Source organism: Micromonospora sp. NPDC050276, assembly GCF_044459545.1.
In the GTDB taxonomy this organism is placed as follows: domain Bacteria; phylum Actinomycetota; class Actinomycetes; order Mycobacteriales; family Micromonosporaceae; genus Micromonospora.
In genome coordinates this window covers 438,194-453,898 of the sequence record NZ_JBITJA010000003.1, presented here as the reverse complement: position 1 = coordinate 453,898, position 15,705 = coordinate 438,194, and the positions used below count along the sequence as shown (strand labels likewise).

Genomic DNA, 15,705 nt, shown 5'->3' with positions numbered 1-15,705 from the left:
GGGGGCCCCATGGTGAGCGTCGGCGCGCCGTCGAAGCGGGGGACGGGCGTCGGCATAGGCTGCCAACATGGCCCCCCCGATCGCGCTCCCGGAGACGTTCGCCCGCGCGGTCGCCGGGCTGCGGTCGGCCGCCCCCCGGCCGGAGATCACCCTGGAGGAGGTCGGCGCTCCCCAGCGGCTGGCCCCGTACGCGTTCGCGCTCTCCGCGACCGTGCTGCGCGACGACGACGAGGTGGCGACCGGCCGGCTGATCCTGCTGCACAACCCGGCCGGGCACGAGGCGTGGCAGGGCACCCTGCGGCTGGTGACCTACGTGACCGCCGAGTTGGAGGTCGACCTGGCCGCCGACCCGCTGCTGCCCGGGGTCGGCTGGACGTGGCTGACCGACGCGTTGGACGCCCAGGACGCCGGTTACCGGGCGATCGGCGGGACGGTGACACAGACCATGTCGACCCGGTTCGGCGATCTGGCCGGGCCACCCACCATCGGCGACATCGAGATCCGCGCCTCCTGGACGCCGATCGACGACGACCTGACCCCGCACCTGCTCGGCTGGTGCGCACTGCTCGCCTCCACCGCCGGCCTCCCCCCACCCGGCGTGACAGCCCTCTCCGACCGCCGCCCCGCCGGCGCCGCCTGATGTTCGGCATCCGGAAGGACACTTTGCGGACACCTGATCGACACACGCCGGACCGGCTGCACCCGCCGGATCTCCGCGCGCACTAGGGTTGGCAGGTGACCGACGAACCACCCCTGCGCCGTCGGCCCACCGAAGAACTTCCGGGACACGCACCCCAGCACCCGCCGTCGGCCCAGCCGCAGCCGGCGGGCGAGGGGGCCGACCCGGCCGACGGTGGGCCCGTTCCGCTGATCGCCCCGCGTGACGGCACCCCCGAGCCGGTGGCCGCTCCGGCCGAGCTTGCCGAGGTCGTGGCCCGTTTCGCGGCGGGCACCGGCCCGGTCGCCCTGGACGCGGAGCGGGCTTCCGGCTACCGCTACAGCCAGCGCGCCTACCTGGTGCAACTGCGCCGGGCCGGTGCGGGCACGGCACTGATCGACCCGCTGCCGCTGCCCGACCTCAGTGCGCTGGACGCGGTGATCGGCGAGGCCGAGTGGGTCCTCCACGCGGCCAGCCAGGATCTGCCCTGCCTGGCCGAGGTGGGGTTGCGCCCGCGCCGGCTGTTCGACACCGAGCTGGCGGCCCGGCTGGCCGGCTTCGAACGCGTCGGGCTGGCCGCGCTCACCGAGCAGCTCCTCGGGTTCACGCTGGAGAAGCACCACTCGGCGGCCGACTGGTCGAGCCGACCGCTGCCCGAGTCGTGGCTGACGTACGCCGCTCTCGACGTGGAGCTGCTCACCGACCTGCGCGACGCGCTCGACGCCGAGTTGACCCGGCAGGGCAAGTCGGCCTGGGCCGCGGAGGAGTTCGCCGCGCTGGTCCGCACCGGGGCTCGCCCACCGCGGGTCCGCGCGGAGCCGTGGCGGCGCACCTCGGGCATCCACCGGCTGCGGGGGGCGCGGGCCCAGGCCCGGGTCCGCTCGATGTGGTACGCCCGGGACCAGATCGCCGCCCGGCGGGACGCCGCTCCCGGTCGGGTCCTGCCCGACTCGGCGATCATCGCCGCGGCCGAACTGGACCCGAGGGACGAGAAGACCCTGCTGACCCTGCCCGGTTTCGGCGGTCGGTCGGTCCGCCGGTTGGCCCGCACCTGGCTCGCCGCGCTGGACGACGCCCGTGAGTTGCCGGAGGATTCCCTGCCGGTCTCGCCGGCCGTGGAGGGCCCGCCTCCGCCGCACCGCTGGGCCGAACGGGATCCGGTGGCGGCCGGTCGGCTGGCCCGTTGCCGGGAGGTCGTGATCCGCATCGCCGGTGAGCACAACCTTCCGCCGGAGAACCTGATCACGCCGGATTCGGTCCGTCGACTGGCCTGGACCCCGCCGGAGGAAATAACCGAGGAGTCGGTCGCGGAGACCCTGCGCGGCCTCAACGCCCGCGAGTGGCAGATCGGCCTCCTCACCCCCGACCTCACCGAGGCCCTGACCCCACAACCCCCAACCCCCTAACCACCCACCCCACCCCCTGCCCCACCCCCGCCTCCTGCGGTTGATCATGAAGTTATTGCCATCGCGGCCCGCGTGTCGCGCCAACAACTTCATGATCGACCGAGGGCTGGCGGTCGCCGACGGTGTGGGGTGGGCCACAGCGGGGGGTACGGGCGCGGGTGGTTACTGGCGAGTAGCATCCGAGGGAAACGTGCCCGTGTCGGCGACCCCTGTTCGGTTCGGCGTGCCACCCCGGCGCGAAGGCCGAAGCACGGTCGAATAGGAGGCTCAAGTGCCCCGTGAAGTTCGCGACGTCGTCTTCGTCGACGGCGTCCGTACCCCGTTCGGCAAGGCGGGTGGCATGTACGCCAACACCCGCGCCGACGACCTGGTGATCCGCTGCATCCGGGAACTGCTGCGTCGTAACCCGCAGCTGCCTCCGGAGCGGGTCGAGGAGGTCGCCATCGCGGCCACCACCCAGATCGGCGACCAGGGCCTCACCATCGGCCGCACCGCCGCCCTGCTGGCCGGGCTGCCCAAGACCGTTCCGGGCTTCGCCATCGACCGGATGTGCGCGGGGGCGATGACCGCGGTGACCACCGTGGCCAGCGGCATCGCCATGGGCGCGTACGACATCGCCATCGCCGGTGGCGTCGAGCACATGGGCCGCCACCCGATGGGTGAGGGCGTCGACCCCAACCCGCGCATCATCGCGGAGAAGCTGGTCGACCCGTCCGCGCTCGTCATGGGCGCCACCGCGGAGAACCTGCACGACCTGGTGCCGCACATCACCAAGGCCCGCACCGACGCGTTCGCGCTCGCCTCGCAGCAGAAGACCGCCAAGGCGTACGCCAACGGCAAGCTCCAGGACGACCTGGTGCCGATGTCCATCCGCGACGCGGACGGCGGCTGGGGTCTCGCCACGGTCGACGAGGCGCCGCGGGACACCTCGCTGGAGAAGCTGGCCACCCTGAAGACCCCGTTCCGCCCACACGGCAAGGTCACCGCAGGCAACGCGGCCGGCCTGAACGACGGCGCCACCGCGAGCCTGCTGGCCGACGAGGCCACCGCCCGCGAGCTGGGCCTGCCGATCGCCATGCGGCTGGTGTCGTTCGGCTTCGTCGGAGTCGAGCCCGAGGTGATGGGCGTCGGCCCGATCCCCTCGACGGAGAAGGCGCTGCGCCTGGCCGGGCTCGGCATCGACGACATCGGCCTGTTCGAGCTGAACGAGGCGTTCGCCGTGCAGGTGCTCGCCTTCCTCGACCACTTCGGCATCGCCGACGACGACGCGCGGGTCAACCCGTGGGGCGGCGCGATCGCCATCGGTCACCCCCTCGCCTCCTCCGGCGTACGGCTGATGACCCAGCTGGCCCGCCAGTTCGCCGAGCACCCCGAGGTCCGCTACGGCCTCACCGCCATGTGCATCGGCATCGGCATGGGCGGCACGGTCATCTGGGAGAACCCGCACTGGACGGAGGGCAACAAGTGAGCACGCTCGCCGCACCGAACGAGGTCGTCACCCGGGCACTGCTGCGCCAGGTGAACGTGCCGGGGCTGGACCGTCCCGCCGCCCTGATCACGCTGGACAACGGCTTCGACCACACCAAGCCGAACACCTTCGGTCCGGGTGGCCTGGCCAGCCTGGACGAGGCGATCACGGCCGCGCTCGCGGCGGACCCGGCGTTCATCGCGGTCACCGGCAAGCCGTACATCTTCTGCGTGGGCGCGGACATCGTCGGCCTGCCGCAACTCGCCGACCGCGCTCAGGCGCTGGAGATCGGCCGGCTCGGTCACCGGGTCTTCGCCCGCCTCAAGGACAGCAGCGTCCCCACGTTCGCGTTCGTCAACGGCGCGGCGATGGGCGGTGGGCTGGAGCTGGCGCTGCACTGTCACTACCGGACGCTCTCCGGCGGCGCGGCGGCCCTGGCGCTGCCCGAGGTGTCCCTCGGTCTGGTGCCCGGCTGGGGCGGCACCCAGCTGCTGCCGAACCTGATCGGCATCCCCGCCGCGACCCAGGTGATCATCCAGAACCCGCTCATGCAGAACAAGATGCTCAAGCCGAAGCAGGCCGCCGAGCTGGGCATCGCGGACATCCTGTTGGAGCCGGCGGACTTCCTGGAGCGGTCCCTGGAGTGGGCCGCCGGGGTGGTCCGGGGTCAGGTCACGGTGACCCGGCCCGAGGTCGACAAGGACATGTGGGCGGGCGTGCTCTACTTCGCCCGGGAGACGCTGAACCAGCGGCTGCACGGCGCGGTCCCGGCCGCGTACAAGGCGCTCGACCTGCTGGAGACGGCGAAGGACGGCGACTTCGCCGCCGGCACCGCCGCCGAGGACGAGGCCCTCGCGGACCTGGTCTTCTCCGAGGAGCTGCGCAGCGGCCTGTACGCGTTCGACCTGGTGCAGCGGCGGGCCAAGCGCCCGGCCGGCGCGCCGGACAAGGGCCTGGCCCGCACGATCACGAAGGTTGGCATCGTCGGCGCGGGCCTGATGGCCAGCCAGTTGGCGTTGCTGTTCGCCCGCCGCCTGCAGGTGCCGGTGGTGCTGACCGACCTCGACCAGTCCCGGGTGGACAAGGGCGTCGGGTACGTGCACTCCCAGATCGAGAAGGCCGTCACCAAGGGCCGGATGGACAAGGGTACGGCCGCCAAGCTGTACGGCCTGGTCAGCGGCACGGTCGACAAGACCGCCTTCGCGGACGCCGATTTCGTCATCGAGGCGGTTTTCGAGGACCTGGGCGTCAAGAAGCAGGTCTGGGCCGAGCTGGAGAAGATTGTCTCCCCGGAGGCGGTGCTCGCCACCAACACCAGCTCGTTGTCGATCACCGAGATGGCCGCCGAGCTGGAGCACCCGGAGCGGGTGGTCGGCTTCCACTTCTTCAACCCGGTGGCGGTGCTGCCGCTGTTGGAGATCGTCCGGGGTGAGCGCACCGACGACGCCACCCTCGCCACCGCGTTCGCCGTGGGCAAGCAGCTCAAGAAGTCGAGCGTGCTGGTCAAGGACGCTCCGGCGTTCGTGGTGAACCGGCTGCTCACCCGCTTCCTGGGCACCGTCTTCGCGGCCGTCGACGCCGGCACCCCGCTGGACGTGGCGAACAGCGCACTGGACCCGCTGGGCCTGCCGATGCGCCCGCTCGCCCTGCTCCAGCTGGTCGGGCCGGCCGTGGCGTACCACGTGGGCGGCACCCTGCACGCCGCGTTCCCGGACCGGTACGGGGTCAGCGAGAACCTCAAGCGGATCGCCGACTCCGGTCGACCGATCGTGGTCGACGACCAGGTCAACGATGAGGTGGCCGACCTGCTCGTCGTCGGTGACCAGCCGTTGACCGCCGAGCAGGTACGGCAGAACGCGCTCGACGCGCTCGCGCAGGAGATCCGGCTGATGCTGGACGAGGGTGTGGTCGCCGAGGCGCAGGACATCGACCTGTGCATGATCCTGGGCGCCGGCTGGCCGTTCCACCTGGGCGGCGTCACGCCGTACCTGGATCGGACCGGCACCTCCGAGCGGGTCACCGGCCAGCGGTTCCTGCCGCGCGGGGCGGCGAGCCTGCCCGCCTGAGAAGATCGCAGCACCACCGTCGCGGTGGTCGGATCGTCCCTCGTGGACGGCCGGCCACCGCGACCGTTTGTGATCAGATGACGGTGGGGTGCGGGTTCCCGCAGGGACAACGGCGGACTCCGCACCGGGTTAGGATCACGCGTTTTGCATCCCCATCTTGGAGCTGACTGATGTCCCAGCCGCCGGCCAATCCCTACGGCCCGCCGCACGATTCCCCCAACCCGCCGCAGCAGCCGGGCCAGCAGCCCGGCGGTTGGCCGCCGCCGCAGCAGCAGGGACAGCCGCAGCAGCCCAGTGCCTTCCCGCCCGCGCAGCCGGGCTTCCCGCCCGCGCAACCCGGCTTCCCGCCCCAGCAGCCCGGCTTCCCGCCCGCGCAGCCGGGTCAGCCGTACGGTGACCCGAACTTCGCCGCCGGCCCGCCGCCGGCCAAGAAGTCGAACGTCGGCAAGATCGTGCTGATCGTGCTGGCCGTGGTGCTGGTGCTCTGCCTCGGCGGCGCGGCGATCACCTGGTTCGCCGTGAAGGACGACGTGGGCGCGGTCGTCGATGCCAGCAAGACGCGCGTGGTCGCGCCCGCCACCCTCGCCGGCCGGCCGAAGCTCACCAACCCCGAGCTGCAGCAGGCCGCCGACCAGGCGGTCGCCGGCATGAAGGCGAAGGCACAGAGCTCGACCAGCACGGTCGCTGCCTTCTACGGCGACCCGACCAAGCAGGACCTCGTCATGATCACCGGCGTGTCGGGGCTGCTGGCGGACCCGACGAAGGCGCTCGACGACTATGTGAAGGGGCTCGCCACCGAGCTGACGGTGGGCGACATGGCTACCGTCGACGCCGGCCCGCTCGGCGGTGAGGCCCGCTGCGGCGCCGGCAAGGCCCAGAGCGTGCCGCTGGGCATCTGTGTCTGGGCCGACCGGGGCAGCCTGGGCATGGTGGTGATGTACTTCAAGTCCGCCGACCAGGCGAAGGCGGAGTTCACCACGATCCGGGGCCAGGTCGAGCAGCAGTCCTGAGCCGTACCAGACCGGGGCCCCGGCCACCCTCGGGTGGCCGGGGCCCCGTGCCGTATGCCGGCGGTCAGGCTGGTTCGGCGACCTCCGCCGCGGCTCGCGCCGCCGCTGCCGCCGCCCGCTCGGCCGCGTTGCCGAGCACGCAGAACTCGTTGCCCTCCGGATCGGCGAGCACCACCCAACCACCGCCGGTCGGGTTGACGTGATCGGCGACCAGCGTCGCGCCGATGCCGAGCAGTCGCTCGACCTCCTCGGCCCTGGTCCGGTCGGCGGGCTGCAGGTCCAGGTGCAGCCGGTTCTTCACCGTCTTGCCCTCGGGCACCGCGAGGAAGCTCACTCCGAGAACGGGTTGCATCTCAGGTTTCTCGTGTTGCCGGGGCGGCGACGACGTCACCGACGGGTGCTCCAGCTTCTTTGCGGGCCATGGTGTCTTGCGGGTACGAGGACTGCTCGGACAGTCCGATGCGGCGGTGCAGACGCCGTAGCGGCGCCGGTGCCCACCAGTTGGCCCGGCCGGCCATGCGCATGAAGGCGGGCACCAGGACGCCCCGGATCAGCGTCGCGTCCACGATGACTGCCAGCGCCATCCCGATACCGAGCTGTTGCAGGAAGACGACTTTCCCGGTGGCGTAGGCGGCGAACGACACTGCCATGATTGCCGCGGCGGCGGTGACCAGCGGGGCGCTGCGGGCGATGCCGAGTGGCACCGAGCCTACGGCGTCACCGGTGCGGTCGTATTCCTCCTTGATTCGCGACAGTAGGAAGACTTCGTAGTCCATGGACAGCCCATACGCGATGCAGAACATCAAGATCGGGATGCTTGGTTCGATCGACCCGGTTGGGGTGAAGCCCAGCAGGCCGGAGAGGTTGCCGTTCTGGAAGATGAAGACCAGCGCGCCGAACATCACCGACAGGCTCAGCACGTTGAGCACCGATGCCTTCAGCGGCGCCACCACACTGCCCGTCATCAGGAACAGCACGATGAAGGTCACCACGATGATCAGGCCGGCGATCAGCGGCAGCCGCTCGGTCACGCCGTCGCGGTAGTCGGTCAGCTCGGCTGGGTATCCCCCGACGAGCACCTCGAAGGGCGCGGACACCGCTCGGATCTCTCCCACCAGGCCGGTGGCGTCGGCGTCGAGCCGATCCGAGGACGGCACGACCGATAGCCAGGTGCCGGATCCGCCGGTGAATCTCGTGCCGGGCGGCTCCGCGATCCGTCCACCGTCTGCATAGGACCCGGCAGCCGAATCGACCCGTACGACCCCGTCGACGCGCGACAGCACTGCCGCGTAACCGCCCGTGCTGTCGGGGTCACCTGTGGGCGAGACGATCTGGATCGCATCTGCTTCCTCCTGTGAGAAGCCTGCCCGGATCTGGTCGTACATTTGGCGTACCGGCGCGGAGCTCGGCAACACCCGGTCGTCGGGCAAGCCGAAGCGCACGCCCAGGAAGGGCGAGCCGAGCAGGAGCAGGACCACCAACGCCGCTCCGCCGAGCAGCAGCGGGCGGCGCATGATGCGGGTGGCCGCTCGGTACCAGAAGCTGCTGGTCTCGACCGGGACTGGACCCCGACGCTGGACCCGGCGGCCGAGCAGGGCCAGCACCGCGGGTAGCACGATGGTCGCGCCGATGACCGCCGCAAGCACGACGGCGATGCCGGCGTAGGCGAACGAGCTGAGGAATGGGAACGGGAACGCAAAAAGCACCGCCAGGGCGGATGCGACGGTAGCGCCGCTGTACAGGACGGTTCGTCCGGCGCTGCGCACCGTACGGGCCACCGCGTCGGGCACCGCCGTCCCGCCGCGCAGTTCCTCCCGGAATCGGAAGATGACGAACAGCCCGTAGTCGACGCCCAGGCCGATGCCCATCACCAGTGCGATGTTCGACGCGAACGTGGAGATGTCGGTGAACGCGGTGACGCCGCGCAGGATGGCCAGCGACCCGACGACGGCGAACAGGCCGATGCCGAGGGTGACCAATGCGGTGGAGAACCTGCGGTATACCCACCACAGCAGCACCAGGACCAACGGGAGGATCACCAGCTCCGCGCGTAGGAAGTCCTCGCGTGCCTGCCCCATGACCTGCCGGAACACCTCGTCGCCTCCGCCCACTTCGACTCTTGTGGTGGCGTCGGAACGGTTGAACAGCGGGCTGAGCGTGGGCAGTATCGAACGCCGTACCTCGTTGGCGTCGCCGGGCACCCAGGCCAGCACCATCGCCTGGCGGGCATCGTCGCTGCGCAGTGTTGTGGAGTTGTCGTTGGTCCAGTACGACCAGGCGTCGCCCACGCCGGGATACGCCGCCAGCTCTGCAGTGAGGGCCTTTCCGGCTGCGGCCACCGCTGGGCTGTCGACGGTCCCCGACTGTGCAGTCACCAGCAACGCGACATTGGGGCTGCCGGTGCCGAATCCGGCTGCAAGGGCGTCCCTGGCCCGCATCGACTCCGATCCTGGCGCTTCGAACCGGTTGAGCGACAGCACGTTGAGCGTGCCCGCGCCGATGGCACCGGCCAGGACGAACACGATGACGCTCACCGCCACGACCCACCACGGCCGGCCTGTCACGAGTCTTCCGAGCATGGGGCCTCCTGCTAAATTTTACGAGTAAAGAGTCGCATCTTTGGTCAGAATACGAGCGATCGCTTGTATTTTCAACCACGGACAGAAGGAAGACGTATGACGAGCGGCCGCGCCGATGAACAGAGCGCCAACGAGAAGCGGCCACGGCGACGACAGGCGCGCGGCGAGCGGCGGATCACCGAGATCCTCGACGCCGCGGCCGGGGTCTTCGCGCAGGTCGGCTTCGAAACAGCGACGACCAACGCGATCGCCGCCGCGGCGGCGATCTCACCGGGATCGCTCTACCAGTTCTTTCCGAACAAGGAGGCCATCGCGCAGGCCCTCGCCGACCGGTTCGTCGCGCAGATGCGAGCGACGCACGCTGCCGCCTTCGACTCGGCCGACTTCGCGAAGATCAGCCTCGACGAGCTGCTCGATCGCGTGGTCGATCCGATCCTGGCCTTCAACCTCGCCAACCCCGGCTTCAAGGCGATCTTCGCGCGCCCCGACATGCCAGCCGGCCTAGCGGCCGCAGCCCAACCGATTCAAACGGCGCTGCTGGGTCGAGTGGAGCGCATCCTCACTGCCCGCGCGCCAGAACTGCCCACCGACGAGCGCGTGCGCAGCGCCCGGGTGCTCATTCAGATCTTCCAGGCCATGGTGCCGCTGGTGCTGGCCGCCGAGGAAAGCGAGCGCGACGCGTTCGTACGGGAGCTCAAAAAGGTCATGCGCGGCTACCTCGCCCCGATCCTCGGCTGACGGGCCGTCCCGCGCTGCCTGTGGGTGTTCGGCGACGGCAAACCCCGGTCACTCGGGGCTTCAGCCGGCGATGGACACCGTGCCGGGCACCGCCGGGGCGTCCGCCGACGGCAGGGTGACGGTCACCTCCAGGCCACCGCCGGGCTGCGCGATCACCCGTACGGTTCCGCCGTGCGCGTCGCAGACCGCCCGGACGATGGACAGCCCCAGGCCGGAACCACGGGCGCCAGTGCGTTCCCGACCACCACGGCGGAACGGCTCGAACAGTCCCGGCACGTCGGCCTGGTCGACCTCGAAGCCGGTGTTGCCCACCACCAGCCAGGACCGGTCGCCGTCGGTGCCGGTACGCACCCAGAGCCGGCCGTGCAGGTGGTTGTAGCGGACCGCGTTCTCAATCAGGTTCCCGGCCAGCCGGTCCAGCAGCCCCGGGTCGCCGACGACCGGCGCGGACTCCAGCGACGTCTGCACCCGCAGACCGATCCGTTCCACCTCGCGGCGCATCGCCGACAGCGCGTTGGCGGTGCCGGTGGCGAGGTCACATTCGGTACGCCGACCCAGCTGCCGTCCGGCCTGCGCCTCGCTGCGGGCCAACACCAGCAGTGCGTCCACCAGGCCGTTGGCCCGCTCGGAGGCGTCCCGAACCACCGTCGCCATCCGTCGGTATTCGGCGGCGTCCGCGTCGTCGTCGCTGAGCGTCACGTCGATCTCCGTGCGCATCACGGCGAGCGGGGTACGCAGCTCGTGCGAGGCGTTCGCCACGAAGCGCTTCTGCGCCTCGAACGCGGACGCGATCCGGTCCAGCATGGCGTCGAACGTCTTGGCCAGCTCGGCCACCTCATCGTCGGCGCCCGAGTAGCCGATCCGCTGGTCCAGGGTCGCCTCACCGAGCCGCTGCGCGGTCGCCGTGACCTGGTGCAGTGGGCGCAGCGCACGACCGGCCACCGCGTACGCGCCGGCCACCCCCACCACGCTGATCGCCAACAGCGCGACCAGTCCCTTGGCCAACAGCTCCCCGGAGGCGGCATCGACCAACTGCCGCTGCCACTGGGCGGCGTCCATCTCCCGGCCGTCGGAGAGCAACACGGTCGTGCCGGGCACCAACTCGTCGGTGGGGCGCAACGCGTCGCGGACCAGCAGCCAGGCCAGCAGCACCAGGATCGCTCCGGCTCCGATCAGCAGTACGCCGTTGAGCAGGGTCAGCCGCAACCGCAGGGTGGGCCGCAGCCGCGTCCGCCCGGTCATGCGCCAACCTCGGCGGTGCGGTAGCCCGCGCCGACCACCGTCTCGATCAGCGGCGGGTCGCCGAGCTTCTTGCGCAGCGTCATCACGGTGACCCGGACGATGGTGGTGAACGGGTCGGTGTTCGCGTCCCACACCCGTTCCAGCAACTCCTCGCTGGAGACCACCGCGCCGCGCGCCTTGAGCAGCTCGCTGAGCACCCCGAACTCCTTGTTGGTGAGGTCCACCGGCACGCCGGCGCGGGTGGCCACCCGGCGGGCCGGGTCCAGCACCAGGTCGGCCAGTTCGAGCACCGGCGGCGCGGCCGGGGTGGCCCGCCGGCCCAGTGCCTGCACCCGGGCGACCAACTCGTCGAAGGCGAACGGTTTGGGCAGGTAGTCGTCCGCGCCGAGCTGCAACCCCTCCACCCGATCGGCCACCGTGCCGCTGGCGGTGAGCATCAGCACCCGGGTCAACGCTCCGGAGGCCGCCAGGTCGGCGCAGATCTGGTCGCCGTGCACGCCGGGCAGGTCGCGGTCGAGCACCACCACGTCGTAGCGGGTGACGAACGCCGCCTCGTGGCCGGCGTCGCCGTCGTACGCCACGTCGACGGCCATCCCCCGCTTGCGCAACCCGCGCGCGATCGCGTCGGCGAGGTTGCGCTCGTCCTCGACCACCAGTACCCGCATCCCGGCCTCCTCGCTGCTGACCACCGACAACCTAGTGCCGGCCGGCAACCATCGTCCCTCTCCGCCCGCGCCGGTCGGCGTTGCGGGCCACCTCGGCGTACGCGAAGCTGTCCGGCGGCACCGAGCGACGGACGGACCTGGCATGACCACTGCGGCACCACCCACCCGGCGGGACATCGCCTACCGGGGTTTCCACCTGCCGGCGGACGCGACGAGCGGCAGCGGCGACGGCCTGCTCGCCACCCGGCGAGGGCTCGCCCTCGACGGCGTCGACCGGGGCTGTTGGACGTCACCGCCGGTACGGGTCGGCTTCGCCGTCGCCGAGGTGGTGCCGTCCTGGACCGCCGACACTCCGGACGGCTGCTGGATCGAGGTCGACCTGCGCGGCTGGCACGACGACGGGCCCAGCACCGACTGGTACCGGCTGGCCCGCTGGGCCGCCGCCGACCACGCGGTTCGACGCACCTCGGTGCCGGGGCAGCGCGACGGCGACGCCCGGGTCGACACCGACACCCTGATCATCACCGGAGCGACGGTCACCGGATGGCAGGCGCGGGCGACGTTGTGCCGGCCCGACGGCAGCTCCACCGGTCCGGTGCTGCGCAGCATCGGCGCGGTCGCCACCGACCCGACCACGACCGGCCAGGGGTACGAGCGGAGACCCGCCTCCACCGCCGCTCGTGGGATGGTGCTGGACGTGCCCCGCTACTCCCAGCGGCTGCACGCCGGCCAGTACCCGCAGTGGGGTGGTGGCGGCGACTCCTGGTGCAGCCCCACCTGCACCTCGATGCTGCTCGCCTATTGGGGGGCCGAGCCGACGCCGGAGCGTTACGCCTGGGTGCGGCCGTCCGGCCCGCGTCCGGTGGTGGTGCACGCCGCTCGACACTGCTACGACCACGCGTACGCCGGGGCCGGCAACTGGTCGTTCAACACCGCGTACGCCGGTCTGCACGGGGTGGAGGCGTTCGTCACCCGACTCCGATCGCTGGTCGAGGCGGAGGCGTTCATCGCCGCCGGCATCCCCCTGATCGTCTCCGCCGCGTTCCGCGCCGACGAGGTCCCGGGGCTCGGCTACGACACCGCGGGGCACCTGATGGTGCTGGTCGGCTTCACCGACGACGGCGACCCGGTGCTCAACGACCCGTACGCCCCGGACGACGACGCGGTCCGTCGGACCGTGCCCCGGCAGGGGTTCGAGTCGGTCTGGCAGCGCGGCAGCGGCGGGGTGGCGTACGTGCTGCGGCCCGCGTCGGTGCCGCTGCCCCCGCCGCCCGCCCAGCCGAACTGGTGATCAGTCCGGCAACGTCCAGAGCTGGTACGAGCCGTTCGGGGTGGTGCACAGCAGGTGATCCACGATCGCCTGGCAGTTCCCGACGGCTTCCGGCAGCACGTCCAGGATGCGCACCTTCCCGGCGCGGATGTCCAGCTCACCGACGAGCATCCCACTGTCGGGATGCCGGCGTACGCCGACCAGCCGGCCTCCGACGCCGAGCTGGAACAGGCTCCACTGACCCAGGTCGGCCAGCTGCCGGCCGGTCAGCGCATCGAGCACGAGGTAGTGCTCCACCGCACCGCCGTCACTCGCGCTGACCATCAGCCGCCCCTCGAACGGCCAGCCCCACCGCCAGCGGTCACTGCGCCAGCGCAGTTCGCCGGTCGCGATGTCGATCGCCTGTAGTTCGTTGGCACCGGTGCGCAGACACAGGACGGGCCCGCAGTCCGCCGAGAACTCGACCCGGCCTCTCGTGCTGGTCCAGCGTCGGTCCAGCCGGTCGAGTCCGTACCCGGTGACCGTGGTCGGCTCGCCGCCGATGGTTACCAGCAGGTCGTTGATCACCTGCACGAAGTCGAGCGGCTCACCGCCGGGTGGGCGTAGGTCGGCGCGGGCAAGCACCGAGCCGGTGGCCGCGTCGCGCACCTCGGTCGGCCCGTTCCGCTGGTGGAGCACCACCCGGGCCGCTCCCCGCCCGCTGTGCTGGACCTCGACGTTGGCGGCGGCGGGCAACTGCCACCGCACGTTGCCACAGCAGGCATCGACCGCCCGCAGGCTGACCGGCTGGCCCTCGCCGCCGGCCTGCAGCAACAGGCTGCCGTCGGCCAGCAGGGTGGCGCTGCCCGGCTGCTGCCACCGGTACGCCCCGGTCGCCCGGTCCAACGCCACGGTCAGGCTGCTCTGACTGTCCACGCCGATCTCGTACCCGGTGACCAGCAGCATCCCCGCCACCGGGGCGATTCCCCAGTACCGGGCCTCGCCGGGCAGCGACGCCTGCCAGACCGGCGCGCCGCTGGGCAGCCGGTACGCGGCCAGCCGCCGTTGCAGCGTCCGGGTGTCGTTGATCGGTTCGATGCCCAGCAACAGATCGCCGTCGATCAACACGTCCGCCCCGGGTCGGACCGGCAGCGTCACCACGGACCGTCGGGGCGGTGGCGCGGCAGCCGCACCCACGGTGACCAGTACCAGCAGCAGCGCCAGCGCGCAGCGCAGCGACCGGCCGTTGGCGCGGGGCGGGCGGGGCAGCGGGTCGGGATCCGAACCGTGCCGCAGCTCACCGAGGTCGATCACCGGACCGGTCATCGCGTCAACCGCCACAGCGCGGTGGTGCCGTCGAGGCGCTGACACAGCAGGATCGGCAGGGATGCCTGGCAGCTGCCGGCAATGCCCGGCAGCACGTCGACGATCCGGGCTCGGCCGGCCACCAGGTCCAGTTCGGCGACGACCAACCGCCCGTCGTCGCCCTGCCGCACGCCAACCAGTGGGTCGTCCGCGCCGAGCACCGGCATCAGGTTCCACTCGCCCAGCTCGGTTCGGGCCTGCCCGGTCGCCGCGTCCCGCACCGCGTACCCCCGGCCCGGCGCGGTCACCAGCAGGCGGCCGTCGCGGACGTCGGCCAGGATGTCCTGGCCCGACTCCGACCAGCGCACCGCCCCGGTCCTCGGATCGAGCACCTGGAGGCCGCCGACCTGCGGGACCGCGCAGAGCAGCCCGCCGCAGTCGAGCACATGCGACACCAGCGGCACGTCGACGGTCCACCGTGGCTCCAACTCGGCCAACCCGAAGCTCACCAGCCGCGTACTGCCGGGCGGGACGAGCAGCAGCAGGTCGGCGACGACCTGCACCCGCTGATACGCCGACCGGTCGCCGGGCAGCGTGTCGACGCTGCGCAGCAGGCGGCCGGTGCCGGCGTCGTGCACCTGCACCTCGCCAGTGGGCTGGAGCAGCACGAACTCCTCGACCCGGCCCTCGACGAAATGGTAGGAGGGGTTCGCGGGTGACGGGATCGACACCGCCCAGAGCAGCTGGCCGGACTCGGGCTCGACCCGGCTGATCGCGCTCGGCCCGTTCTCCCGGACATTGGTCAGCAGTAGACCGCCGTCGACGGTCGGTAGGGCGCCGCCGGGGTGCCGCCACCGCTGCCGGCCCGTCCCGGCGTCGAAGGCGGTGGTCTGAAACAGCCGGTTCGGTGCGGTGACCGCCGTGACCAACACCAGCCCTCGGTCGACCCGGACGTCGAGATAGTCACCGCTGCGCACCAGCGACGCCTGCCACCGCCGCCGCACACCCGCGCCGGTCGGTGCCGGCTGGGCGTACGCGGTCAGGTACCGGTCCTGGTCGGCTCTCGGTGGGTCGACCACGAAGATGCCGTCCGCGGCGAGGTACGCGGTGGAGGTGCGCGACGCCGGCACAACGTACACCGTCCGCTGCGGAGCCGGTGTCGCACCGCCCAGCACCAGCAGGGCGAGCACCAGCGCCGCCGCGCTGCGCAGCGGGCGGCCGGCGGCGCGCGGCCGGCGGACCGGCGGCACCGCTGCCGGTCCCTTCCGGACCCCACCCAGCTCGATGATCGACAACTACGTCCCTCCGTCACCGCGTAA

12 protein-coding genes and 1 pseudogene are annotated in these 15,705 nt (G+C 71.7%); 7 read left to right on the top strand and 6 right to left on the bottom strand.

The features are described 5' to 3' along the window. The first annotated feature begins 67 nt into the window (after positions 1-67). The 5 genes from ACIBF8_RS08145 to ACIBF8_RS08125 all read left to right on the top strand — a co-directional run bounded on the left by ACIBF8_RS08145 (position 68) and on the right by ACIBF8_RS08125 (position 6,608). On the top strand, positions 68-640 hold the full coding sequence (locus ACIBF8_RS08145; RefSeq protein ID WP_396781622.1) for a DUF3000 domain-containing protein: 573 nt from the start codon (positions 68-70) through the stop codon (positions 638-640). Between the two features lie 95 nt (positions 641-735). Next, the gene (locus ACIBF8_RS08140; RefSeq protein ID WP_396781621.1) at positions 736-2,064 is read left to right on the top strand and encodes a ribonuclease D; all 1,329 of its coding nucleotides are present in this window, start codon (positions 736-738) and stop codon (positions 2,062-2,064) included. A 271-nt stretch (positions 2,065-2,335) separates the two neighbouring features. Then, entirely contained in the window at positions 2,336-3,532 is a 1,197-nt protein-coding gene (locus tag ACIBF8_RS08135) for a thiolase family protein (RefSeq protein WP_396781620.1), read from the top strand. Further along, positions 3,529-5,598, top strand: coding sequence for a 3-hydroxyacyl-CoA dehydrogenase NAD-binding domain-containing protein (locus ACIBF8_RS08130; protein ID WP_396781619.1), 2,070 nt, complete (start codon positions 3,529-3,531; stop codon positions 5,596-5,598). Before ACIBF8_RS08135 ends, ACIBF8_RS08130 begins: the two co-directional genes overlap by 4 nt. A gap of 170 nt (positions 5,599-5,768) precedes the next feature. Further along, complete coding sequence (locus ACIBF8_RS08125; RefSeq protein WP_396781618.1) at positions 5,769-6,608, top strand: hypothetical protein; 840 nt, start codon at positions 5,769-5,771, stop codon at positions 6,606-6,608. 64 nt (positions 6,609-6,672) lie between these two features. On the opposite strand, the pseudogene ACIBF8_RS08120 reads toward ACIBF8_RS08125, so the two are convergent. Both ACIBF8_RS08120 and ACIBF8_RS08115 read right to left on the bottom strand, forming a co-directional pair. Further along, positions 6,673-6,969, bottom strand: a pseudogene (locus tag ACIBF8_RS08120) (VOC family protein); the annotation flags it as partial. Beyond that, entirely contained in the window at positions 6,962-9,187 is a 2,226-nt protein-coding gene (locus tag ACIBF8_RS08115) for an MMPL family transporter (RefSeq protein ID WP_396781617.1), read from the bottom strand. The gene ACIBF8_RS08115 and the pseudogene ACIBF8_RS08120, both read right to left, overlap by 8 nt. A gap of 96 nt (positions 9,188-9,283) precedes the next feature. On the opposite strand from ACIBF8_RS08115, the gene ACIBF8_RS08110 reads away from it, so the two are divergent. Further along, on the top strand, positions 9,284-9,925 hold the full coding sequence (locus ACIBF8_RS08110) for a TetR family transcriptional regulator (protein ID WP_396781616.1): 642 nt from the start codon (positions 9,284-9,286) through the stop codon (positions 9,923-9,925). A 60-nt stretch (positions 9,926-9,985) separates the two neighbouring features. Here ACIBF8_RS08110 and ACIBF8_RS08105 read toward each other — a convergent pair whose 3' ends face one another. Further along, a complete protein-coding gene (locus tag ACIBF8_RS08105) occupies positions 9,986-11,167 on the bottom strand; it encodes a sensor histidine kinase (RefSeq protein WP_396781615.1) in 1,182 nt (393 codons plus the stop codon). Continuing rightward, positions 11,164-11,832, bottom strand: a complete 669-nt coding sequence (locus ACIBF8_RS08100) for a response regulator transcription factor (protein ID WP_088951539.1) — start codon at positions 11,830-11,832, stop codon at positions 11,164-11,166. The genes ACIBF8_RS08105 and ACIBF8_RS08100 overlap by 4 nt, the downstream gene beginning before the upstream one ends. Before the next feature lie 142 nt (positions 11,833-11,974). On the opposite strand from ACIBF8_RS08100, the gene ACIBF8_RS08095 reads away from it, so the two are divergent. Next, the gene (locus ACIBF8_RS08095) at positions 11,975-13,123 is read left to right on the top strand and encodes a peptidase C39 family protein (RefSeq protein WP_396781614.1); all 1,149 of its coding nucleotides are present in this window, start codon (positions 11,975-11,977) and stop codon (positions 13,121-13,123) included. Here ACIBF8_RS08095 and ACIBF8_RS08090 read toward each other — a convergent pair whose 3' ends face one another. After that, positions 13,124-14,407 (bottom strand): PQQ-binding-like beta-propeller repeat protein, encoded by a 1,284-nt coding sequence (locus ACIBF8_RS08090; protein ID WP_396781613.1) that lies wholly within the window; start codon positions 14,405-14,407, stop codon positions 13,124-13,126. Beyond that, positions 14,404-15,681, bottom strand: a complete 1,278-nt coding sequence (locus ACIBF8_RS08085; protein WP_396781612.1) for a PQQ-binding-like beta-propeller repeat protein — start codon at positions 15,679-15,681, stop codon at positions 14,404-14,406. The genes ACIBF8_RS08090 and ACIBF8_RS08085 overlap by 4 nt, the downstream gene beginning before the upstream one ends. Positions 15,682-15,705: the final 24 nt, after the last annotated feature.